The organism is Providencia sp. PROV200 (assembly GCF_049901995.1).
Taxonomy (GTDB): Bacteria; Pseudomonadota; Gammaproteobacteria; order Enterobacterales; family Enterobacteriaceae; genus Providencia; species Providencia rettgeri_E.
Window position 1 is genome coordinate 1 of record NZ_CP096308.1, and the last position, 23,050, is coordinate 23,050.

The following is a 23,050-nucleotide window of genomic DNA, read 5'->3' on the forward strand; positions in this document are numbered from 1 at the left end:
GAGGTGAGTTTGAAAGGGAGGAAAGTGAGTTTGAAAGGGAAGAAAGTGAGTTTGGATGGGATTTGGGTGTGGTACAGTGGGAAACTCGGTGAGTCTGAAAGGGGAAAGCCGAGTTTTTATTCACAACCATGAGGGGTTATGGTTTGATGCAACAAAATTGTAGTAATAACATCCTGTTATTCAAGGATGCGATACCTGCTGACGAAAATTCGTCACACAGGAAACTCACAATAACAAACAGTTCGAGTGTTCAACCCGTCTCGTTATTGCGGCTTGGCGTGTTTACACCGAATATCCGATCGAAAGGAAAGGTTGGTAAGCCGTTGGACGCGAGCGAATCGCTCAGCTACCTGGAGTATGCCCGTAGTGAAGGCTACACCAACGTGGTGATCACCGGTCCACAGCTTAACTATTTCATTGATTTTCGTTGCTGGTTGGGGATTATCCATGCGTTTAGCGCATGTCCTGATGCTCTGCATGGAAATAAGATCAAGGTTAAATTCAGCGAGTTCTCGCAGTTCTGCGGGTATCCATCGAAGCGGCTAGATTCGAAATTGCGTAAGGAGATAGCCGACTCGTTAACTCGAATCAGGGCAAAGACCATCACATTCACAACGCCAGGTACCAAGAAGTTTTTGGTAACAGGCTTGCTGTTGAAGGCAGAATTTGATGTTGTCGATGATCTGGTTGTACTGGAAGCAGATGAGCGCCTTTGGGAGCTCTACAGCAATGACCACTTAAGTTTGTTACGACGCAAGCCGCTAATGGCACTGCCGAGAAATGAGACAGCCCAGGCGCTGTATACTTATTTCGAAGCGTTGCCACGACAGCCTGCGCCAATCCAAATGTCGAGGCTTCGTGAACGCTTGATGATGAATGGTAGGGTCGCAGACCAAAACCGTAAAATCACCGACGCTCTCAACGAACTGAATAGTATTGGCTATTTGCAATACGAGGTCATCAAGGCTGGACGGGACTCGGTCGTGCATGTTCACAACCGAAACCCGACGTTGGATTAAGCGAGTCATATCGGAAACCCGTCGAAAGGCGGGTTTTTTATTTGGTAAACAAAACGAATGAAAGAGTGAGTTTGAACGGGTAATTCTGATAGGAGTAAGCTTGAGAAAGGTGAGTTGTGGTGGGTATGCGTCCTGTCCAAAGTGAGTCGTAGCGGGTAACCTAGCGATAAAGTGTGTTATAGCGGGAACTGATCGGTTAAAAAGAGAACAAACTCAGGAGTTTTAGACAAGAAGCGGGCTGTAGGGACATAAAACAGGGTAAAAAATCAACATTATTCCCTTGCCATCCCATCCAATCACACCTTTTTCGTCAGGCCTTGATCAACAAGACTATATTTCCCGTTCAAACTCACCGAAACTAAGTATATATTTCCCGCTCAAACTCACTTTGGTGAGATTCGGGGCATGGTCTGAATGCAATAAAACAATAAAACTACCCGTTCAATCTCACCTTTTGACCTGGTGGCGAAAATTTCGTCACGGGCTTGGCTGGGGATACTATGGTATCAGGAGGAATTATGAATCAATTTGGTGAACAGCTGAAGCTGTACTCTGATCGCCAGCGCGATGAAAAAAAGCGGACGGCATTGGATGTTCAATACGTGCAGTCCGAAGGAAAAGAAGGTTTTCTGACGCTGAATATCTCGATGGCACCCATGACATTGGAAGGGCGCGATGTGCTCTGGGATCAGAAAATCACGATACAACTGTCCCGGTATGAATTGACCGCATTTTGCGGCGCTTTATTCGGGCTTGAAAAAGAAATGCGTGCTAAGTTCCACGGCGCGAACAAAAACAAAGGCTTTGTGGTAAATAACAATGGGTCAGTGGGTTGCGGCATGACGATCTCTGAAGCCGGGAATACAATGACATTCATGTTAGATCATGCTCGGCGAATAGAGTTGGGCGCTTTTGTACTGCGACGTCAAGCTGAAGCTTGGAAAATGTCAGCCAGTGATGTGTTGGCAATCATGCGTCAGTCGGTCAGTATCAAAAAACAGTGAGTTTGCTGAGGGGCAAACTTTCTGTTTGTGCTCCGTGGGGGAGCGATAAAAGGGGGTAAGTGTTGAAAAAGCCATTCCTGCTTCTGGCTGGTATGCTCATGTTGACAGCAGAGCTCCATGCCTCAGTCGATACATCCGATCAGCAACAGGACTCTCGCATTAATCAGATCGGTGCAAGCCCTGTGGAAACTCGGCCGTATTCTGAAATCAAACATCACGTCCATGATGGCCCGGTCGAATTATTCCTGGTTGAGGAAGTGACTTCCGTTGACCAGTCGCTGCACACCGTCGTTATTTACGACGGAAGCCGATACGAACTGAAAGGGCAGGTGGATTGGCTCAGTCCTGGAAAAGGCAACATGCCTCCTGGTGGCTGGGCATTCACTGTCTTCGCCTCTACAAAGGAAACATACGCTTGCTCGCCGGAGGTGGTGCAATCAGGCAACGGTTCATGTGTGCTGTTTGTGCCGAAAAATGAAGAAACACCGCTGTAAAGTCACAGCCCTGATTATCACAAATTTACAGACGATAATCAGGATGACGTTTCCACGGGCTGACAGGGAGGAAACCTAAAAGCCCATAAATTGAAGGTAGTCGGTATACCAGGATAATTATCCATTGTTGGGGTAACCGGCACGGCGACCGCCACCCGTAAGGGTTTTACAAACGAGTTGAGCATATGAAAATCATGATCAGGGTAATCGTATCTGTAGTGGCAATGGCCGTTTCCGCTCAGGTTGTTTCGGCAGAAATGCAATCGGTGAATTTTGTGGTGCCATCTTCAGTGGCAAATCAGGATCCGACCGGCGTAAAAAAATTACGCATGAATTTGGACCGGTTTTTTGTTAATTCTCTGGTCGAAGGGGAGCAGCAGCAACTGGTACAGCCGGTTTATTTTGAAGGGCCATATCGCTATTCACTGATCCGTGCCTTTGATGGCAATAACACCGTTATTCATCTGGCAGGCAGTAAACATGTTTTATCGGGTGTGTCGGGCAGGTTTACGCCTATGCAGGCGGGTAAAAAACTGGTGGCGTTACGTGACAGCGAAGACACCGTCTTGGTTTGTCAAGAGAGAGTGCTGCGGTTGAAGTTCGCTAAATGCTGGCAGGTTGTTCACAGTGATCTGCCGCTCGCAGTGATCCCAGAAGAAACCGAGTGAATGCATCGTAAAGTGGTCACTTTCGATCGCGCTACGTGAAATCCGAAGGAGTTTGCGGATGATTATGGCTGAATCGGTAGAATTACCGAGCTTGATTTCGTTGGGTATTACAGTTGCCAGTGCTGTGTTTTTTGTTTACTTCTGGAATAGGGATAGGCTGGGTTTTTTGTTGGTCCCGACGTTTTTTGTTTTTCTTTTGGCTTTGTCGGTCTTTTTGACTTGCTGTATGCTGCCAACTGTCAACACTGAAGACACGAAGCAAGCTAAGCATTATGCGACAGAATGCGTGTTGTTAGAAATGGGCATACCGACCCAGTTCGGCAGAATGAATAAACTGAAATGCCACGAGATCATCGAGCATGTTGGAACGGACTCTTACCAGTGGCATATGGCTCTGTACGAAAAGCTGAAGCAGAAAGAAAAGGTATAAAAAATCTGCGATCGGCGATCGGTGTGATATGCTGATGGCAACTGAAGTAGCGAGCGTGTCTGAGGGGACGCGCCGCGCGAGGGGTTCCCCCAGAGCGGGGTAGATTAAGCCACCAGCAAAATGCCGCACTAATCATGCGGCATTTTTGTTTCTAGCCATACATCACTTTAATGTAACTTCAGATCTGGAGTCATTCAGATATTTCAGGCATAAAGCTTTAAAGTCAGACTTCCATTCCTCAATTCGAAAATCATAGCGTTCTTGAAATGCACTTGTCTCTGTGTACATGGAGAACGCATAATTCTGATATAACTTTAGGGCAGTGACTGGCTGGTTAAGAGAGAAATATGCGTCGATGCATTCTTTCATCATCGGGTAGTTATGATTGGTTTTTGTGCCGCCGAAATTTAAGTCAAGCCCACCACTAGTGACTTTTTGAATAACAGGATCTGAGCTGAGCTCTGAAAAATCCATGCCTTGCTTCAAAAAATAAAGCACTTTGTCATGCGGTACTCCGAATCCCCAGTTCGACACATAAGAATTTAAGGCGGCTTTGATACTCAGAAGTCTATTTTTCGATTGTTGATATAAACCGGCTAAAGCGAGCCAGTATTCGCTGGATTCTGTGAATGAATTACAGGCCATTAGGCCGTAATGAATTGCATCCTCGATCTTTTGTTTTTCGCGAAAATGCTGTGATTGCTTAAACAAATTAACGGCAAGCAGGGGTTGTGTGCCCATTTCATCGAAAAGTCCAAAGTTTGCTCCTAGCCCTGTAATATCAAGGGCTACAGATAGTGTGTTATACGACAGTATTAACACTTGATACTATTACATTGAAAAATTAAAGGTTCTAATTTCCTCAGTAAGGAATTATCAATAAATAAAGATAGCGTTCGTTTAGATAATTCATAGGCCAATATATATGTTTTGACGAATGTATTTCCTTGGTATATCTTACACACATTAAATATAGGAGAAAGTATGGAACCACTACTGCTGTTTAAAATTTTAGCCGACCAAACCAGACTGGATATCGTGCTACTGCTAAAAGCATCTGGTGAACTGTGTGTTTGCGACATCTATACGGCCTTGAATTTATCGCAACCAAAGACTTCTCGACATCTAGCAATGCTTAGAGAGTCGGGTCTTTTGCTCGATTCAAAACATGGTAAATGGGTTCATTATCGATTATCTCCAGCATTACTACCGTGGGTGAAAAGTATCATTGATGTCACCTATGCCACAGAGAAAAATAGAGTTGCAGATTTACTCAAAAGCTTAGAGACAAAAGAACCTGCGAGTAGCTGTTCTATATAAAAATTTTTAAGTTAACATATTCGAAAAAACATATATAAGGTTGAGATATGAAAAAATTAGAAGTATTTGATCCCGCATTATGCTGTAGCACTGGTGTTTGCGGAACCGAAGTCGATCAAGCATTGGTAGACTTCGCAACAGATGTGGATTGGTTAAAAAAACAAGGGGCAAGTATAAGGCGTTTTAATTTAGCGCAAGAGCCTATGGAGTTCGTTAACAACACAAAAGCAAAAACATTTTTGGAAACCGCAGGCGCCGAGTCACTTCCACTATTGATTCTTGATGGTGAGATTGTGCTGACTGGTCGATACCCAAAACGACATGAGCTAGCAAGATGGTTTGGTATTCGGCCGAATATTGAAAAAGCCGAAATTGTTAAATCGTGTTGTGGTAATGGTAAAACGTGTTGTTAACAGGAGCAATAAAATGAAATTTTTAGATAACACACCTAATTATTTATTTTTTACTGGAAAAGGTGGTGTGGGTAAAACTTCTATTTCTTGTGCGACCGCAATTAAGTTGGCTGAAAAAGGGAAAAAAGTCTTACTGGTGAGCACTGATCCAGCTTCTAACGTTGGGCAAGTATTCTCTCAATCGATAGGCAACAATATTAAGCCAATAACATGGGTTCCAAATTTATTTGCTATTGAAATAGACCCTCAAGCTGCCGCTGAAGAATATCGAAACAAAATTATTAATCCAATCAAAGAAAGTTTACCTGAAGCGGTAATTCAAAGTATTACGGAACAGCTATCAGGTGCCTGTACCACAGAGATTGCAGCTTTCGATGAATTTACTGGGTTGTTAACCAATACCGAAATTACAAAGCAATTTGACTATATCATTTTTGATACCGCACCAACGGGGCATACCATCCGTTTATTACAACTCCCGAGTGCATGGAGTGATTTTATTACTGATAATCCTGATGGTGCGTCATGTTTAGGGCCAATGTCTGGTCTTGATAAACAACGTGAACAGTACAGCATGGCGGTGGAAGCGTTGAGTGATAAATCACTAACAAGGTTAGTATTAGTTGCACGACCTCAATCAGCGGCATTGAGAGAGGTTGCGAGAACCTATAGCGAGTTGTCATCTCTGGGTATCAGAAATCAGCAATTAATTGTCAATGGTGTTTTCCCTGAAACGGCGGTGACTGAAAATGATAAGTTATCCCATGCGCTCTACTCTCGTGAACAAGCGGCATTAGAGTCTATGCCTGAAGCACTACGCTCGTTACCTGTCGATATTCTTTATTTACAAAATATCAATATGGTGGGTGTCGATGCACTGAAGCAGTTGTTATCTAATGAGATGCCACAAATTCCAACTATTACTCCGACAAAACAACCTATTTCTTTACCTACCTTGTCAGAACTGGTTGGCGAAATATCTCAGCAACAGCATGGGCTGATTATGTTAATGGGCAAAGGTGGTGTAGGGAAAACAACGATTGCGGCATCAATTGCAGTTAAATTGGCAGAAAAAGGGCTTGATGTACATCTGACCACATCTGATCCAGCTGCGCATATTGAATCAACCCTCAATGGTGTTTTACCCAATCTTCAAGTTAGCCGAATTGACCCTATCGCTGAAACTGAGCGTTATCGTAATTATGTCTTAGAAACCAAAGGGAAAGATTTAGATGAAGAGGGGCGTGCATTACTAGAGGAAGATTTACGCTCTCCATGCACAGAAGAAATAGCGGTATTTCAGGCATTTTCTCGCATCATTAGAGACGCGGGTAAACGTTTTGTCGTCATGGATACTGCGCCGACTGGACATACATTATTACTTCTAGATGCAACAGGGGCATACCATAAAGAAATTGCTAAAAAAATGGGCGAAAAAGGCCACTATTTAACACCGATGATGCAATTACAAGATCCTGAACGCACCAAAGTTATTATTACGACACTCGCTGAAACTACGCCTGTGCTTGAGGCGGAGAACTTACAAAATGATTTAATACGGGCAGATATACATCCGTGGGCGTGGGTGATCAATAACAGTCTATCTATCACGGAAACAACATCACCATTGTTACTTTCAAGAGCAGAACAGGAAGTCGCTCAGATTGAAAAGGTGACATCAACATTGGCAAAACGTGTTGCTATTGTTCCTTTGCTTGAAACAGAGCCTGTGGGGATATCTGCATTAAGTCAGCTCGCAGAATAAGTTTTATTTTCTAAAAATAAAAGGTGCGGAAAAGCACCTTTTCATGAGGTTTTTATGTTTATTGCCGCATTCATTTTTATTTTAACGATCACCTTTGTTATTTGGCAGCCCAAAGGACTGGGTATTGGCTGGAGTGCTACGGCAGGGGCCGTTTTAGCCCTTATTTTTGGCGTCATTAGCTTTCAAGATATTCCGATAGTTTGGAATATTGTGTGGAATGCCACAGCGACATTTGTTGCAGTCATTATTATCAGCCTACTTTTAGATGAAAGTGGTTTCTTTGAATGGGCGGCATTACATGTTGCCAAGTGGGGCGGGGGTAAAGGAAGACTGTTATTCAGCTATATTGTGTTACTTGGTGCAACGGTGGCTGCTTTATTTGCCAACGATGGTGCGGCATTGATATTAACGCCCATTGTGATTGCAATGTTACTTGCGCTTGGTTTCAATAAAGGCACGACGTTAGCCTTTGTCATGGCGGCAGGGTTTATCGCAGATACAGCAAGCTTGCCGCTGATTGTCTCGAACCTCGTTAATATTGTTTCTGCGGATTTCTTTAATATTGGATTTACTGAATATGCATCGATTATGGTGCCAGTAGATATTGCAGCAATTGTTGCAACACTCGTGATGTTGCATTGGTTTTTCCGTAAAGATATTCCTAAACAATATGATGTAACCAAACTGAGTGAACCGACTTTAGCCATTAAGGATATGACTACCTTTAAAGCGGGTTGGTTAGTACTGGTGTTATTACTGGTTGGTTTTTTTGTTTTAGAGCCTTTGGGGATTCCGGTTAGTGCGATTGCCGCTATTGGCGCCTTAATTCTTTGGGTGATTGCAGCCAGAGGCCAAACGATTAATACCAAAAAAGTCTTACGTGGTGCACCGTGGCAAATCGTCATTTTCTCTTTAGGTATGTATTTGGTTGTTTATGGTTTAAGAAATGCAGGGTTAACCGATTATCTTTCTGAAACGCTCAATTACCTTGCGGATAAAGGGTTATGGGTAGCAACAATTGGTACGGGATTTATCACTGCATTTTTATCCTCAATAATGAATAACATGCCAACGGTATTAATTGGTGCGCTATCTATTGAAGGGAGTGACGCGACGGGGTTAATCCAACAAGCAATGGTTTATGCCAATGTGATTGGTGCCGATTTGGGGCCTAAAATCACACCAATAGGGAGTTTGGCGACATTGTTGTGGCTTCATGTTTTATCACAAAAGAACATGACCATTACATGGGGATATTATTTCAAAACAGGGATTATCATGACGATCCCGGTGCTCATAGTCACACTTGTTGCGCTAGTGCTCCGACTTTCACTATTAAATTAAAGGTAACCCAATGAATGATATCACCATCTACCATAACCCCAATTGCGGTACTTCGCGCAATACCCTTGCAATGATCCGCAATAGTGGTGTTGAGCCAACGATTATTTACTATCTTGACACGCCGCCGACTAAGGATGTGTTAGTAAAACTTATTGCCGATATGAAAATCACGGTAAGGGCATTACTGCGAAAAAATGTTGAACCATATGAGCAATTAAATTTAGAACAAGATAACTATACAAATGACCAACTCATTGATTTTATGTTGCAGTACCCGATTCTGATTAATCGGCCGATTGTCGTCACTCCACTAGGCGTAAAGTTGTGCCGGCCTTCTGAAGTGGTATTAGATATTTTACCAAATAGGCAACAAAGTGATTTTATCAAAGAAGATGGTGAGGTTGTGATTGATAAGCAAGGTAAATAAGCGGGGAACTGTTTATAGGCTAATCGATTTATATTGAATGCTTGTTTCTATACGGAAAAATTAAGCTGAGCTGAGTTAATCACATTTATATAAATGTGATTCTGAGTCATTGATGAAATTCCGCCAAGAGTGGCGATTGCATCGATATTAAGTTGAATGATTAGCTATCACTGAGCGCCAAATATTGACCGGAGAGTCACTATTAAAATAGCTATCTCCGGTTTGCTTATCGTAACAAAATCGCAGTTTTTATCATGTTGAAGGCCACTTAAGCTGTATGCCTTCAACGCTTTTGTGCTGTTATCCTTTAACCCCACCTGCGGTTAAGCCATTAACTAGCCAACGTTGTGCGAGTAAAAAGACGACAGTGATTGGAATGGCGGAAAGTACCGCGGCAGCCGCGAAGTCGCCCCATAAGTAGTTCTGTGGGTTGAGATATTGTTGCATTCCGACAGCGAGCGTATAGCTTTCAACATCACGCAATAATAATGAAGCAACGGGAACCTCTGTGATCGCAGCAATAAACGATAAAATAAACACGACGGCTAAAATGGGAACGGATAACGGGAGCAAGACTAATCTAAAGGCTTGCCACGGTGTTGCGCCATCTAAAGCGGCGGCTTCTTCCAGTGAGCCATCGATAGTTTCAAAATAGCCTTTAATCGTCCAAACGTGTAAAGCAATACCGCCCAAATAAGCAAAGATAACGCCACCGTGGGTATTCAAACCAATGATGGGGATGTATTGCCCTAGGCGATCAAATAGGGCATATAAAGCCACAAGAGAGAGTACGGCAGGGAACATTTGGAAAATTAACATTCCCTTTAATATTGTAGACTTACCTTTAAATTTCATGCGTGCGAAAGCATAAGCGCAGGTGGTTGATAGGGTGACGATACCAATCGCGGTAACACCTGCCACCTTTACGGAGTTCCACAGCCATAATAAAACGGGAAAAGGCGGTGGAGTGACTCTACCATCAGCATGTTCAATGCTAAAGCCAAGAGCCAGACGCCAGTGATCCCAAGAGATATGTTCAGGAATTAAACTCCCTGTTGCAAAGTTGCCGGGGCGTAATGAAATCGCGACCACCATTAGAAGTGGAAACATAATGGCAGCGATAAAAACCAGTAAAAATAAATGTGTAAATGCAATGCGCCATTTCTGTGATTTAGCTTGTACCATCGACATAGTTTGGCTTCTCCGTTAATCAAATTTCATGCGGGTTGCTTTAAGGTTAATAATGGCTAAGACACCAACAATTAAGAATATCAACGTGGCAATAGCTGCGGCTAAACCAAATTCTTGCCCACCACCGCCTTCAAAAGCAATCCGATAAGTGTAGCTTACCAGTAAGTCTGTATAACCCGCAGGGGTTGTTGTTCCGATGCGATCTGGACCACCATTCGTCAGTAGTTGAATGAGGACAAAGTTATTAAAGTTAAAGGCAAAACTGGCAATCATTAATGGGGTTAGTGGTTTAAGTAATAAGGGCAGCGTAATGTAAAAGAAATTTTGCAAAGGCCCCGCACCATCCATTGCTGATGCTTCGTATAAATCCTCTGGTATGGCTTTAAGTAACCCCATGCATAAAATCATCATATAAGGGTAGCCCAACCATGTATTGACGATAATAATCATTAATCTTGCAGTATTTGGGTCACTAAACCAGTCTGGTTTTATACCAAACAAGGTGCTCAATACCATGTTGATTTCACCAAAACTTTGATTAAATAACCCTTTGAATATCAAGATGGAAATGAACGCAGGAACGGCATAAGGTAAAATGAGTAGCAGCCTGTAGATTGCTTTCCCTTTAAGTTGCTCCCATTGAATTAGGCAGGCTAACACCATGCCAACCGCGACAGTTAAAACGACGGTCAGTACGGAAAAAACAATGGTCCATAGGAAAATCGCAATAAAGGGTTTTTGAATACCTTCATCCGTAAATACGCGAGCGAAGTTGTCCCAATTAACGGTGACCGTATAGCCAGGAGTAAGGCGTTCGCCTGTCCATTCACCTAAATTATTAATTGCTTCATAATAACCAACTTCATTATTTGGTCGATAAACAACCCCAGTTTTATTATTTGTTAGCAAGCCATCTGCCGCTAAGGTGTATAACGGGTTTGTACTGGAAAATTGGCGTAGAGAGCTAATCACTAATTTAGCACCATTAGGCATCACCGCAGTGATATCAGCCAGTTTTTGCCTGTTTTGCGTGACCGTTCGCAGTGTTGCGCGTTCACCTTCTGGCACTTTTGGCGTTTCTTCTAGCGAAATTTGTTGTTTACCATCTAACGAAAAAGGGGCGGAGCTGAATAATTGCTCACCATCTTTAAGCACGAGCTGCCATTGGTTATCTCGTTGATATAAATTGAAATTTAATGCTTTTCCTGTTTGAAATGACCTATCTAATAGGACTTCTTGTGCTCGCTCAAAGGTGAGTTGGTTGGTGCTGCTATAGTTGGTAAACGCGATGGCGATTGTGGCAACTAATGGGAAAAGCACAAATAAGGCCATTCCAGCCAAGCCTGGGTATACATAGCGCCATGCATAGGTTTTACGATTAGCATAAATATATAACCCCACGGAGCACAATGTTAGGGTTAAAATGGCAAACAGGTATTCCCCTTGTGCATACATTAAAACCACAAGGTAGCAGGATAATAAGCCAAGTAGGCTAACAAGAGACCATTTGACCAAATGGTTCTGCCACCAATGAGGTCGTTTTACGACATCCATGAAGTTGTTCCTCGACAATGGAATGCTTGATGACCCCGCTAAACCTTAACGGGGTCGTTAGGCAAATTATTTCACGATACGTTTTTGCGCATCATTTAATGCATCAGTGACCGTTTGGCGCTCAGAAAGCGCATTCAGGGTTGCAGTACGAACGGCATACCAAAAAGCAGACATTTGAGGGATGTTAGGCATGATTTCACCATTGCGCGCATTTTGCATGGTAGCGGCAATACGTGAGTCTTGTTCCAGTTTCTCTTGGTAAGATTTTAAGGCGACAGCACCGAGTGGCTTATCTTTATTAACGCTTTCTAACCCTTCATCTGTTATTAGGTAATTTTCGAGGAACTCTTTGGCGAGCTCTTTATTTGGGCTGGCTGCGTTGATCCCAGCACTGAGAACACCGACGAAAGGTTTTGACGGCTGTCCGTGGAAGGTCGGTAAAACAGCGACGCCATAATTGATATTGCTTTTATCGATATTTCCCCAAGACCAAGGACCATTGATGGTCATCGCGGTATTGCCTTTATTGAAGGCCGCTTCTGAAATGGAGTAGTCAGTGTCTGGGCTGATATGTTTATTTTTTACCATATCAACGATAAATGAGAGCCCTGCAACCGACCCTGCATTATTAACCCCGATATCTTTAACATCGTATTTGCCATTGACGGACTTAAATGCGTATCCGCCATCAGCGGCAATGAGTGGCCATGTGAAGTAAGGTTCTTGTAAGTTGAACATGATGGCACTTTTGCCTTGTTCACGCAGTTGTTTATCCAGCGCTGGGATTTCTTCCCATGTTTTAGGCGGGTTAGGGACTAAGTCTTTATTGTAGATGAGCGATAAAGACTCAACGGCAATAGGATAGGCAATGAGTTTTCCGTCAAATACCGTTGCATCCCATGCAAAATCAAACACTTTGTCTTTAAATGTTTGGTCAGGGGTGATTTCAGCTAATAAACCCGATTGTGCATAACCGCCAAATCGGTCATGGGCCCAGAAGATAATATCCGGACCATCTCCTGTTGCTGCCACCATAGGGAATTTTTCTTCTAACTTGTCAGGGTGCTCGACACTGACTTTAATACCGGTACTTTCTTCAAATTGCTTACCAACTTCAGCTAAACCATTATAGCCTTTGTCACCATTGATCCAGATAACGAGTTTTCCCTCTTCCATTTTTGCTAATGCAGAGGTAGAGAATATTGCTGTAATTAATGTTGAAAGCACGAGTAGGCGAGTGCTAGTTTTTGTTTTCATGTTCCCGTCCTGTAGTTGTGATAGAGAGCAGTACTGTTTTAAGTTTGCGTTGTCAAAACGATATTCTCATCATCCCCCACTCTACGCCTCCACCTGTTGCATTGTGATCTAATTAACATAATTGCTATTTCTGCAATCAAGGTCACAACAATCAGGTGGAATATCATGGCCTAGCGCCCAAAAATCATCAATAGCTTACGTAATTTTCTCATGACGGTTCAATTTTATCCTTCTTTCTCCTCCCTCCATAAAAAAGTACGGACGGATGATTATTCATTTTCAACAATCCGTTATAGTCCCTGCCATTGAAATATACTTGTTTGCAAACAGTAAGATGTCATGAGGATTAGAAGTATGGCGAGTGTGCAGTTACAGAATGTGACTAAGGCGTGGGGGGATGTCGTGGTATTGAAAAATATCAATCTCGATATCCAAGAGGGTGAGTTTGTTGTTTTTGTTGGGCCATCAGGCTGCGGTAAATCGACGTTATTGCGGATGATCGCAGGCCTTGAAGATATCACTAGTGGTGATTTATTCATCGGCGAAACAAAAATGAATGAAATACCACCTGCAGAACGCGGTGTTGGAATGGTTTTTCAGTCTTATGCACTCTATCCGCACCTGAGCGTTGCCGAAAACATGTCGTTTGGTTTGAAATTATCCGGTGTTAGTAAAGCGATAAGAAACCAACGAGTCACACAAGTCGCCGAGGTTTTGCAACTGGCTCATTTACTTGAGCGACGGCCTAAAGCGCTATCCGGCGGGCAACGTCAGCGTGTCGCCATTGGGCGTACCTTGGTTGCGGAGCCAAACGTATTTTTATTGGATGAACCGTTATCTAACCTTGATGCGGCTTTGCGAGTGCAAATGCGTATTGAAATATCCAAGCTGCATAAACGGTTGAAACGCACAATGATATATGTGACTCATGACCAAGTAGAAGCGATGACTCTTGCCAATAAAATTGTGGTACTGGATGCCGGAAGAGTGGCGCAAGTGGGTAAGCCTCTGGAGCTTTACCATTATCCTGCTGACCGTTTTGTTGCAGGGTTTATTGGATCGCCAAAAATGAATTTTTTACCTGTAAAGGTAACTGCCACCGCAGTAGAACAAGTTCAAGTTGAATTACCCAATAACCAAAAGATTTGGCTACCTGTTGATAGCTCAAATGTTCAAGTCGGTAGCCGGATGTCTTTAGGGGTTCGCCCTGAACATCTTTTACCGAGCAACATTGCCAGCATTGTTTTAGAGGGGACTGTGCAAGTTGTTGAGCAGTTAGGTAATGAAACACAAATCTATATTCAGATCCCTGCTATCTCCCAAAACCTTGTATATCGGCAAAACGATATTGTGTTAGTTGAGGAGGGGGCCTCATTCGCCATTGGTCTGCCACCTGAACGCTGCCACCTATTTCGAGAGGATGGTACTGCGTGTCGTCGGTTGCATAAAGAACAGGGCGTTTAACACTATCCCTACATAATAAAAGCAACTCTAGGAGTATTAAAATGATAACTTTGCGTAAGCATTCGTTAACTATGGCTATTCTTGCAGCAACAGTTCCACTACAGGCATTCGCAGTTGATTTCCACGGTTATGCGCGTTCTGGTATTGGTTGGACGGGAAGCGGTGGAGAGCAAAAATGTTTTCAAGTCACAGGTGCACAAAGTAAATACCGTTTAGGTAATGAATGTGAAACTTACGCAGAGTTAAAATTAGGGCAAGAGGTATGGAAAGAAGGCGATAAGAGCTTTTATTTTGATACGAATGTCGCTTATTCCGTTTCGCAGCAGAATGACTGGGAAAGCACTAGCCCCGCTTTTCGTGAGGTTTTTGTGCAAGGGAATAACCTGATCGACAGTTTACCAGAAGCTGATATTTGGGCGGGTAAGCGTTTCTATAAACGTCACGATATTCATATGATTGACTTTTACTATTGGGATATTTCAGGTCCAGGCACAGGGATTGATAATATTGATTTAGGTTTCGGAAAACTGGCGTTAGCGGCGACTCGCGCTTCTGAAACGGGTGGTTCCTACAACTTCATTAGTAATCAGCAACGTAAGTATGCAGATCGTACTGCAAATGATACCTATGATGTCCGTCTATCAAACCTTGAAGTCAACCCAGGTGGTGTTCTAGAACTGGGAATCGACTATGGGCGTGCAAACCCTTCTGATGGTTACCATTTAGAAAATGATGCCTCAAAAAATGGTTGGATGTTCACTGCGGAACACACTCAAAGTGTTCTCAATGGCTTCAATAAATTTGTTGTTCAGTACGCAACGGATGCGATGACATCTCAAGGGAAAGGTGTGGCGCAAGGCTCAAGTATTAACAATGACGGTAAGCTATGGCGGTTTATTGATCACGGAGGTATTTCCCTCGGTGATAAATGGGACTTAATGTATGTCGGAATGTACCAAAAACTCGACTTGGATAATGGCAAAGGAACGGATTGGTGGACGGTCGGTGTCAGACCTATGTACAAGTGGACACCAATAATGAGCACATTATTTGAAGTTGGGTACGATAACGTGAAATCCCAAGAGGTTGGCTCACATAATAGCCAATATAAAATGACGTTAGCCCAGCAATGGCAAGCCGGAGATAGTATTTGGTCTCGTCCCGCCATTCGTTTCTATGTAAGTTATGCAAAATGGGATGAAAACTGGGGCTATGCGAAAAATAGCAGCGGCGATATTACCAATAATGCATTCCGAGATAATAGCGGTAAAGGCACGTTAACCAATAGTCGTGGTGATAATGACGAATTCACTTATGGCGCTCAAATGGAAATTTGGTGGTAATTACAAAGGGAAGGTAGCGATATCTTCCCATTTATTATCAATGCGATGATAGGTGAAAAATATAATGAAAAAGAAACTTTTAGCGCTGTGTTTAAGTATGGGGTTGCTGGCGGGGGTACCTGCTATCAGTTTCGCAGAAGTGAATATCGTGCCGCAAGATTTATCAGCAGCACCCAATATAGCGACAACTGCATTACAGCAACTATCATGGATACCAGTTAATCCAGCTGAAAAATCAATTATTGATTTAGCTCAACAAGGGCAATCCCTTAATTTCGCCAATATTAGTGGCCCTGTTGCTGCTTATAGTGTTCCTGCCAATATGGGTGAGTTAACCATAAACTTGAATAGCGAAATAAACCGCCATCAAGTGTATTCGCCTAATGTGTTGGTTTTTGACCAAAATATGACGCCTTTTGCTTATTTCCCTAGCCAATATTTTACTTATCAAGAGGCCAGTGTCATGGAAGGTGATAGCCTGAGTGGCACAATTAAACTGACTCCTGCATTAGGCCAAAAACAGCTTTATTTACTGGTGTTTACCACACCGGATGATTTAAAGAACACGACAACTCAAATTGACCCAGCAAAAGCTTACGCGAAGGGTGTCGGAAATGCGGTGCCTGATATTCCAGACCCCATCGCTAAGCACGTAACTCAAGGTAAGTTAAAGCTAAATGTCGCTTCAAATTCGAATTCAAGCGTGTTGATTGGTGCACTATTTGGTTCACCTAAAGTTGCCCCTGTCACTGTGGGGGATACTGCAAGTACATCGGTTGCAGTGGCTACTCCGCCAGTAAAACAAGCCGAAATTTTATCCGGTACAGAAGATTACTTTAATCAGGCTATTAAAAAATCGATTGATAACGGTGATATAGATAGTGCATTGAAATTGCTTGATGAAGCTGAACGTTTAGGATCCAAATCGGCACGTAAGACATTTATTGAAAATGTGAAAAAGCCATAAATTTAAATACCTCGTTGTTGTTCTATGTCCTCTAAGTGCGCGTAATGCGCACTTTTTTAATGATGCGTCGAGCGTGGTGCTGTCTGTTTGCTGTGCTGGCCGTTCCTGCATTAACATGAACCAACTTCGTATGTACGGGGGTGTTCCAGTCTCCTATTCGATTCTAGATTGATCAGAGTGAATACGTTGTAATCGAACTGAAGCTCGCTATAAGCTTATTTTTTATTGTACATTGCAAGTAAAATTTAACTTATGTGATGAAAGAATTATGGATAATTCAATAAATGCTAACCTTAAATATATAACGTTTACGAAAGGTACGAACACCGTTATAGTCAAAAACGGATTCTCATGGACGGCATTTTTCTTTGGTTTTTGGGTGTATCTGTATAGAAAAATGTGGGGGTCTTTTGCTCTGTGGTTAGTTGTTGGTCTTATATTTATAACGTTGTCGCTTGGTGCGAACGGTATTGCAGAAAGTACTGGTGACACTAGGCTAGCATCGGTGATCTTTTTAATTAGAATTTTATATTCTGTGTATCAAGGTGCCACAATCAACAAAAACTATATGTTTAGATTAAAAATGCAAGGGTACGTTTGATTGTGGTGTAATGTGCGGTTATCACGAACTGAGTATCTGATGATAGTGTACTTAGCCTGAACTATATCAGTCACAACACCATTCCTCTCAGTCTTAATAAATCCAATAAAAATGCTGACATGGCAAGCTAAATTGTTTAGTTAAAGTGCTTATCGAGTTATTCATTCTAATTTTTTCAAGGTTGCCTAGTGCGGCCTCTTTTATTAGTGGTGTGAGAGGATGACAGGAGTGTTCCTGTCTTCTACTCGATTTAAACCGCATTATAGCCCATGGTTTGCAGTAATTGGCGAGCGAGTGCCACTGCTTCTTGGCGATGAAGCACGCCCAGTTTTTGATACAGATTGCGAATATGTGTTTTTATTGTGGTCGAAGCCACGTTAAATTCATTGGCTATTTGCACATTGCTATAACCTGAGTAAATCAACCCAAGGACTTGCCATTCGCGTTGAGTTAGCGGGCTAATTCTTATTAACTCAGGAACTTGAGGATGGGTTAATAAGCGATTTACAAAGTTTTCATCAAAGTGAGCAAACTTGTGGCGATGATGTTGATTGATTTCACGTAAAATATGCTGTGCTCTGTGTCTTTCTAGTTCAGAAAGGACATTAAGCTGTAGCAACAAGCGCAATTGCTGCGCCATCGATTCACCTTCAATGACAAAATAGCTCAGAAAACCAGTACGACCCGCAAGATTAAGGGCTTCAATCAGTGTCGATTGGGCGGCATTTTTGTCATTTTTCTGCCAATAAAGTTGATTAAGCAGCAGTAAATTGCGATTTAAATCACTCACTAGCTCCAAATTGCGCGCATTAAGATTCAACTCTTCAAGGATTTCAAACGCGGAGTCATATTCACCAAGTAGAATTTGGGCACGGGCAATATTACGCCATTGACGTTGTAAAAAATGATTACTTGCCAAAGCGGGTTTTAATGTTTGTTGTAACCAGCTTTCAGCGGCAGTTTTATCATTGATTAACTGCCAATAAATGACTCTCGCTTCATCAGCATTTGAGACCCAGTCATCATGATAGATCCCATTGCTGAGTAAATTTTCGATTAAATGCAAATGACTGCGAGCGTTATCAATATCACCACGAACGAGCGCATTGAGTACAACTAAAACAACACATTGCAGCTGTTGTTGAGGTTGGTAATTTGACAGTACTTTCATGCCTAAACGTGCTGCACTTTCCGATTCTTCGAGTCTTCCCCAAGCCCACATTAATTGTGAGCGAATACGTAAGAGAAATTCATGCATAGGCAATTGTTCTAGATGTTGTTCATGAATTAACTCAGACGCTTTTTCTTGAATATCATAGGCTGATTGCAGAAACCCACGCGCGAATAAAATCTCACTTTGTTGCAGCATGCTCCATAGAACATAGTGCCAAGTTGAATGGCGATGGGCCATGGCTTCGATTTCTTGCATCATGCTAAGGGAACGCTGTAAATTCCCCGTGCAATGATGAACTTCACCGAGTACAGATGTTGCAATGATATGCCCATAATAGTTGGTTTCAGGAAGCAAATTGAGCGCGGAGTGTGCCAGTTTCTCTGCTTCATTTGGGTTACCCTTATTGATAGCAACTTGGGCGCGTAGCGCGTCAAATTCACCCCGTAGCGCATGGTCGAGTTCTTTGGTCATTTCTCGCTCGGCGCTATCCAATAAAGTATTCACTTCACCATAGCGATGCTGGCTTTGCATTAACCAAGCTTGTAATAAAATAAGCTTAGGATTATCCAATAGCATTTCCCACGGTATAGCCTGTAATGAGCTTTCGAGTAATGATAATTCACTTTGATGGAATAGCTCCCATGCATGCTGTAGTAGGATGTCCCGTAACATTAATGGATTTTCAGCGGCGAGAGCGTGGTGGATAGCTTCGCTCGGGAAACCCAGTGCCATCCAGCCTTCTGCGGCAGCGTGATGCAGTTGAGGAAGTTCGCTGGCGAGTTCCCATTGGCAACGCTGCCTCAAGAAACTACTAAATAAGGGATGGTAATTAAACCAATCACCGTAGCTATCCATTCGTTGTAAAAATAGCCCTTGGCGTTCGATATCTTCCAATTGCATTTGGCCATTTTCCGTACCAGAAATACGCGCAATTAATGCATCATTCATTGAGCGCAATAATGAACTGGTCAGAAGTAAACGGCGCATTTCCCCATTTACATTGTCGAGAACCTCATCCACTAAATATTCATTTAGGTGACTGGAATTAATCCCTGATAATCGACGTGCGGAGTGTTTTGCTGCATGGGAGTCTTGCTTAGCTGATAGGGCGATTAACTGCAATGCCGTAACCCAACCCGCAACATCATCACATAACCGTTGGCATTCGCTTGTTTCCAGTGGGATTTCAAGGCGATTATCAAAAAATTGTTTGGCTTCTGGATGGGTGAAGGCTAAATGCTGACTGTCGATTTCAAGAAGCTGCTCTTGCACTCGTAAATTAGCAACACCTAACTGAGGGACATTGCGGGAGGAGATAACAAGTGTCAGGTTATCAGGTTGGTGTTTCAAAAAAAAACGCATAGCATCATGAATGGCTGGGTTATTGATCAGATGATAGTCATCAATGATTAGCCAAATGGGGTGCTGCCATTGTGTTAATTCGATAAAAAGCAATGAAAACAATGAGTTTAAATTAGCGTATTGGCGTTTTTGTGCCATTGATTCGCTATTTGGGCAACAACCTTGGGTGGCTTGTTGGATTGCCGCAATTAAATAATGGGCAAAACGTTCCGATTGGTTGTCTCCATCATCGAGTGTGTACCAACCGATATGTTGTTTCTCGGTTGCCCAATGGGAAAGTAACGTCGTTTTTCCGTACCCCGCAGGGCTAGTGACTAAAATAAGGCGGTAATGTGTTGTTGACCCTAATAAAGTTAAAAGTCGCTCGCGCACCACCGTATTTTGATGGCGGACAGGACGGCTTAACTTAGACGGAATTAACATACTCAGTGGGGTAACCATACGGAAGAAGTACTCGCTCGTGATATATCAAAGTTCTTTATATAACTTCTATCAGATTCTAGATTTATGCAAGCATGTTAGATCATTGATCATGACAAAGGTGCGCAGTATCACAATTTACTCTGATTTCGTTAGAACGCATTTTTAGCGTGAGGCAATAGAACAATATCGAAAAGCTTTTATGGGGGGATGAGGCGATCAAGAATATTGAGATAACGGTTAGATGGGATAGGAGGAATGATAAAGATTTAAATTAACTTTTTGATTTTAATTTATTTTTTGTTTTATTTTTCTCCTCCTCCTACCTACTCCCGATAGAATTTTGTCTGGGATGAGGAAGGGGGTTAAAGCGCTCTGCATACTAGGCCAATACATTCTTACTAATAATGAGGTCTGGTTATTTATGTCGCATCTTACCTTCAACAAAACACAATTTCAGGCAGCACTAAAACGTCAATGGCAATTTTTAGGGCTGGAGTCAGAACAGGAAATGACTTCCCACCAATGGTGGCAGGCAATTAGTCATGCTGTTGCTGAGTTATTGGCAGCGAATCCTAAAAAATCCACATCCTCCACACTTCGTCATGTGAATTATATTTCAATGGAGTTTCTGATTGGGCGCTTAACAGGAAATAACTTGTTAAACCTAGGTTGGTACCAGGAAATTGCAGATATATTAAAAGAATACCATATTGAGTTAAGTGATTTACTTGAAGAAGAAGTTGATCCGGCATTAGGGAATGGCGGATTAGGGCGGCTTGCAGCTTGCTTCTTAGACTCAATGGTCACTGTTGGTCAACCTGCGATTGGTTACGGCTTGAATTATCAATATGGCTTGTTTAAACAGTCATTTGTGGATGGTAAGCAAGTGGAAGCCCCTGATAATTGGCAGCGTGATAGCTATCCATGGTTTAGACATAATGCTGAGTTAAATGTACAAGTAGGTATTGGTGGCAACGTCACACAAGATGGTCATGTTTCACGTTGGGAACCTGCTTTTATCATACAGGGTGAAGCGTGGGATTTACCGGTTGTCGGTTATTTGAATAATGAAACGCAGCCTTTACGTTTATGGCAAGCGTCACATGCTCAACCATTTAATTTCGAATTATTCAATGAAGGACACTTTTTAGAGGCAGAAAAAACAGGGGTAGACGCGCAGAAACTGACCCAAGTTTTATACCCAAATGACAATCACTTAGCAGGAAAACAATTACGTTTAATGCAGCAATATTTTCAATGTGCTTGCTCTGTTGCGGATATTTTACGCCGTCACCATCGTGAAGGCAGAGCGATAGCGTCATTACCTGAATACGAAGTGATTCAATTGAATGATACGCACCCAACGATTGCTATTCCTGAAATGATGCGTGTATTGCTGGATGAACACCTGCTCGATTGGGATACCGCATGGAAAATCACGAGCCAAACATTTGCTTATACTAATCACACTCTGTTGCAAGAAGGGCTTGAGTGCTGGGATGAAAGCATTATGCAGCCGTTGTTACCTCGTCATATGCAGATCATTCATGAAATTAATCAGCGGTTTAAAAAATTGGTCGAACAAAAATGGCCAACTGACCAGACGGTTTGGCCTAAAGTTGCTGTGGTTTATGAAGGGCAGGTACGCATGGCAAACTTGTGCGTCGTATCTTGCTTCGCGATTAATGGTGTTGCCGCGTTGCACTCTAAGTTAATCACGACAGATTTATTCCCTGAATATAATCAGTTATGGCCTGAGAAATTTCTGAACATCACCAATGGCGTCACACCACGTCGTTGGATTAAACAGTGTAACCCTGAGTTAGCAGCGTTAATTGATGAGACGGTTAAGCATGAATGGGCTAATGACCTTGAAGCGATCAACGTCTTGGAAGAACATGTTGACGACCGCCAATTCCAGCAAAAATACCGTGCAATTAAGCAACGTAATAAGCAACGATTAGCAGAGTTTGTCAAAGCGCGTACAGGTATCGTGATCAATCCGCAAGCCATGTTTGATATTCAAATCAAGCGGTTGCATGAGTATAAGCGTCAGCACCTTAATTTATTACATATACTTGCTCTGTATAAAGATATTCGTGAGAACCCAACAACACCACGCGTACCTCGCGTATTCTTGTTTGGCGCTAAAGCGGCACCTGGCTATTATTTGGCTAAGAATATTATTTATGCCATCAATAAAGTTGCTGAAGCGATAAACAATGACCCAATTGTGGGGGATCAACTTAAAGTCGTCTTTTTACCTGATTACTGTGTTTCTGTTGCCGAAAAACTTATCCCAGCAGCGGATATTTCTGAACAAATCTCAACGGCGGGCAAAGAAGCTTCAGGAACGGGTAATATGAAGTTAGCGTTAAATGGGGCATTGACGATGGGAACACTGGATGGTGCAACGGTGGAAATTGCAGAACAAGTGGGCGCAGAAAATATATTTATTTTTGGACTGACTGTTGATGAAGTTAAGCAACTGAAAGCGAACGGGTATGACCCACTCACATGGCGTAAAAATAATCCTGTACTGGATGCGGTTCTCACTGAATTAGAAGATGGCACCTACAGTGACGGTGATACGCAAGCCTTTGCACAGTTGGTACAGAGTCTGGGCAAAGAAGGCGGAGACCCTTATTTATTGATGGCTGATTTTGCGAGCTACGTTGATGCACAACAAAAAGCGGCAACGTTATATCAAGATCAAGATGCATGGACACGAACAGCCATCTTAAATACAGCACGCTGCGGCATGTTCAGTTCAGACCGTACCATTGCTGATTATCAAGCGCGTATTTGGCAAGCAAAGCGTGAGGCATAG

At 42.6% G+C, this 23,050-nt stretch carries 20 protein-coding genes; 15 read left to right on the forward strand and 5 right to left on the reverse strand.

Annotated elements, in window-relative coordinates; all coding sequences use genetic code 11:
• Nucleotides 1–146 precede the first annotated feature (146 nt).
• From M1E86_RS19765 to M1E86_RS19785, 5 genes are all read left to right on the forward strand, one after another.
• Nucleotides 147–1,019: a RepB family plasmid replication initiator protein gene (locus M1E86_RS19765; protein WP_052219406.1), complete on the forward strand. Its 873-nt coding sequence runs from the start codon at nt 147–149 to the stop codon at nt 1,017–1,019.
• Nucleotides 1,020–1,537: 518 nt separating this feature from the next.
• Entirely contained in the window at nt 1,538–2,023 is a 486-nt protein-coding gene (locus M1E86_RS19770; RefSeq protein WP_226617273.1) for a hypothetical protein, read from the forward strand.
• Between the two features lie 62 nt (nt 2,024–2,085).
• On the forward strand, nt 2,086–2,517 hold the full coding sequence (locus M1E86_RS19775; protein ID WP_144138807.1) for a hypothetical protein: 432 nt from the start codon (nt 2,086–2,088) through the stop codon (nt 2,515–2,517).
• 185 nt (nt 2,518–2,702) lie between these two features.
• The gene (locus M1E86_RS19780; RefSeq protein WP_042847038.1) at nt 2,703–3,185 is read left to right on the forward strand and encodes a hypothetical protein; all 483 of its coding nucleotides are present in this window, start codon (nt 2,703–2,705) and stop codon (nt 3,183–3,185) included.
• Nucleotides 3,186–3,243: 58 nt separating this feature from the next.
• Nucleotides 3,244–3,615: a hypothetical protein gene (locus tag M1E86_RS19785; RefSeq protein ID WP_042847037.1), complete on the forward strand. Its 372-nt coding sequence runs from the start codon at nt 3,244–3,246 to the stop codon at nt 3,613–3,615.
• A gap of 162 nt (nt 3,616–3,777) precedes the next feature.
• Here M1E86_RS19785 and M1E86_RS19790 read toward each other — a convergent pair whose 3' ends face one another.
• A complete protein-coding gene (locus tag M1E86_RS19790) occupies nt 3,778–4,437 on the reverse strand; it encodes a tetratricopeptide repeat-containing protein (RefSeq protein ID WP_206086749.1) in 660 nt (219 codons plus the stop codon).
• Nucleotides 4,438–4,599: 162 nt separating this feature from the next.
• Between M1E86_RS19790 and M1E86_RS19795 the strand changes: the two genes are divergently transcribed.
• Genes M1E86_RS19795 through arsC form a run of 5 tightly spaced genes read left to right on the forward strand, consistent with a single transcriptional unit; the run spans nt 4,600 to nt 8,884 of the window.
• Nucleotides 4,600–4,935 carry a metalloregulator ArsR/SmtB family transcription factor gene (locus M1E86_RS19795; RefSeq protein WP_042847035.1) on the forward strand — a complete coding sequence of 112 codons (336 nt, stop codon included), beginning with the start codon at nt 4,600–4,602 and terminating at the stop codon, nt 4,933–4,935.
• A gap of 47 nt (nt 4,936–4,982) precedes the next feature.
• Nucleotides 4,983–5,348, forward strand: a complete 366-nt coding sequence (gene arsD / locus M1E86_RS19800; protein ID WP_042847034.1) for an arsenite efflux transporter metallochaperone ArsD — start codon at nt 4,983–4,985, stop codon at nt 5,346–5,348.
• 13 nt (nt 5,349–5,361) lie between these two features.
• Nucleotides 5,362–7,113 (forward strand): arsenical pump-driving ATPase, encoded by a 1,752-nt coding sequence (gene arsA, locus M1E86_RS19805; protein ID WP_191901270.1) that lies wholly within the window; start codon nt 5,362–5,364, stop codon nt 7,111–7,113.
• Between the two features lie 54 nt (nt 7,114–7,167).
• On the forward strand, nt 7,168–8,457 hold the full coding sequence (locus M1E86_RS19810) for an arsenic transporter (RefSeq protein ID WP_166267946.1): 1,290 nt from the start codon (nt 7,168–7,170) through the stop codon (nt 8,455–8,457).
• Between the two features lie 10 nt (nt 8,458–8,467).
• Nucleotides 8,468–8,884 (forward strand): glutaredoxin-dependent arsenate reductase, encoded by a 417-nt coding sequence (gene arsC, locus M1E86_RS19815; protein WP_094963199.1) that lies wholly within the window; start codon nt 8,468–8,470, stop codon nt 8,882–8,884.
• A 300-nt stretch (nt 8,885–9,184) separates the two neighbouring features.
• On the opposite strand, the gene malG is transcribed toward arsC, so the two are convergent.
• From malG to malE, 3 genes are all read right to left on the reverse strand, one after another.
• Nucleotides 9,185–10,075 carry a maltose ABC transporter permease MalG gene (gene malG / locus M1E86_RS19820; protein WP_094963198.1) on the reverse strand — a complete coding sequence of 297 codons (891 nt, stop codon included), beginning with the start codon at nt 10,073–10,075 and terminating at the stop codon, nt 9,185–9,187.
• A 15-nt stretch (nt 10,076–10,090) separates the two neighbouring features.
• Nucleotides 10,091–11,629: a maltose ABC transporter permease MalF gene (malF, locus tag M1E86_RS19825; protein WP_094963197.1), complete on the reverse strand. Its 1,539-nt coding sequence runs from the start codon at nt 11,627–11,629 to the stop codon at nt 10,091–10,093.
• 66 nt (nt 11,630–11,695) lie between these two features.
• Nucleotides 11,696–12,886 (reverse strand): maltose/maltodextrin ABC transporter substrate-binding protein MalE, encoded by a 1,191-nt coding sequence (gene malE, locus M1E86_RS19830; RefSeq protein WP_094963196.1) that lies wholly within the window; start codon nt 12,884–12,886, stop codon nt 11,696–11,698.
• Between the two features lie 354 nt (nt 12,887–13,240).
• Between malE and malK the strand changes: the two genes are divergently transcribed.
• From malK to M1E86_RS19850, 4 genes are all read left to right on the forward strand, one after another.
• Nucleotides 13,241–14,350: a maltose/maltodextrin ABC transporter ATP-binding protein MalK gene (gene malK, locus M1E86_RS19835; RefSeq protein ID WP_094963195.1), complete on the forward strand. Its 1,110-nt coding sequence runs from the start codon at nt 13,241–13,243 to the stop codon at nt 14,348–14,350.
• Nucleotides 14,351–14,391: 41 nt separating this feature from the next.
• Nucleotides 14,392–15,693 carry a maltoporin gene (locus M1E86_RS19840; protein ID WP_094963194.1) on the forward strand — a complete coding sequence of 434 codons (1,302 nt, stop codon included), beginning with the start codon at nt 14,392–14,394 and terminating at the stop codon, nt 15,691–15,693.
• Between the two features lie 64 nt (nt 15,694–15,757).
• On the forward strand, nt 15,758–16,660 hold the full coding sequence (gene malM / locus M1E86_RS19845) for a maltose operon protein MalM (RefSeq protein ID WP_094963193.1): 903 nt from the start codon (nt 15,758–15,760) through the stop codon (nt 16,658–16,660).
• Between the two features lie 268 nt (nt 16,661–16,928).
• Entirely contained in the window at nt 16,929–17,261 is a 333-nt protein-coding gene (locus M1E86_RS19850; RefSeq protein WP_094963192.1) for a DUF2628 domain-containing protein, read from the forward strand.
• A 250-nt stretch (nt 17,262–17,511) separates the two neighbouring features.
• Here M1E86_RS19850 and malT read toward each other — a convergent pair whose 3' ends face one another.
• Nucleotides 17,512–20,220, reverse strand: a complete 2,709-nt coding sequence (gene malT, locus M1E86_RS19855; RefSeq protein WP_094963191.1) for an HTH-type transcriptional regulator MalT — start codon at nt 20,218–20,220, stop codon at nt 17,512–17,514.
• A gap of 421 nt (nt 20,221–20,641) precedes the next feature.
• Between malT and malP the strand changes: the two genes are divergently transcribed.
• Nucleotides 20,642–23,050, forward strand: coding sequence for a maltodextrin phosphorylase (malP, locus tag M1E86_RS19860; RefSeq protein WP_094963190.1), 2,409 nt, complete (start codon nt 20,642–20,644; stop codon nt 23,048–23,050).

Excerpts from the sequence above, each read along its gene's own strand:
- M1E86_RS19765 (WP_052219406.1), top strand. The coding sequence starts at position 147 with ATGCAACAAAATTGTAGTAATAACATCCTGTTATTCAAGGATGCGATA.
- M1E86_RS19770 (WP_226617273.1), top strand. The coding sequence starts at position 1,538 with ATGAATCAATTTGGTGAACAGCTGAAGCTGTACTCTGATCGCCAGCGC.
- M1E86_RS19780 (WP_042847038.1), top strand. The coding sequence starts at position 2,703 with ATGAAAATCATGATCAGGGTAATCGTATCTGTAGTGGCAATGGCCGTT.
- M1E86_RS19785 (WP_042847037.1), top strand. The coding sequence starts at position 3,244 with ATGATTATGGCTGAATCGGTAGAATTACCGAGCTTGATTTCGTTGGGT.
- M1E86_RS19795 (WP_042847035.1), top strand. The coding sequence starts at position 4,600 with ATGGAACCACTACTGCTGTTTAAAATTTTAGCCGACCAAACCAGACTG.
- arsD (WP_042847034.1), top strand. The coding sequence starts at position 4,983 with ATGAAAAAATTAGAAGTATTTGATCCCGCATTATGCTGTAGCACTGGT.
- arsA (WP_191901270.1), top strand. The coding sequence starts at position 5,362 with ATGAAATTTTTAGATAACACACCTAATTATTTATTTTTTACTGGAAAA.
- M1E86_RS19810 (WP_166267946.1), top strand. The coding sequence starts at position 7,168 with ATGTTTATTGCCGCATTCATTTTTATTTTAACGATCACCTTTGTTATT.
- arsC (WP_094963199.1), top strand. The coding sequence starts at position 8,468 with ATGAATGATATCACCATCTACCATAACCCCAATTGCGGTACTTCGCGC.
- malG (WP_094963198.1), bottom strand. The coding sequence starts at position 10,075 with ATGTCGATGGTACAAGCTAAATCACAGAAATGGCGCATTGCATTTACA.
- malF (WP_094963197.1), bottom strand. The coding sequence starts at position 11,629 with ATGGATGTCGTAAAACGACCTCATTGGTGGCAGAACCATTTGGTCAAA.
- malE (WP_094963196.1), bottom strand. The coding sequence starts at position 12,886 with ATGAAAACAAAAACTAGCACTCGCCTACTCGTGCTTTCAACATTAATT.
- malK (WP_094963195.1), top strand. The coding sequence starts at position 13,241 with ATGGCGAGTGTGCAGTTACAGAATGTGACTAAGGCGTGGGGGGATGTC.
- M1E86_RS19840 (WP_094963194.1), top strand. The coding sequence starts at position 14,392 with ATGATAACTTTGCGTAAGCATTCGTTAACTATGGCTATTCTTGCAGCA.
- malM (WP_094963193.1), top strand. The coding sequence starts at position 15,758 with ATGAAAAAGAAACTTTTAGCGCTGTGTTTAAGTATGGGGTTGCTGGCG.
- M1E86_RS19850 (WP_094963192.1), top strand. The coding sequence starts at position 16,929 with ATGGATAATTCAATAAATGCTAACCTTAAATATATAACGTTTACGAAA.
- malT (WP_094963191.1), bottom strand. The coding sequence starts at position 20,220 with ATGTTAATTCCGTCTAAGTTAAGCCGTCCTGTCCGCCATCAAAATACG.
- malP (WP_094963190.1), top strand. The coding sequence starts at position 20,642 with ATGTCGCATCTTACCTTCAACAAAACACAATTTCAGGCAGCACTAAAA.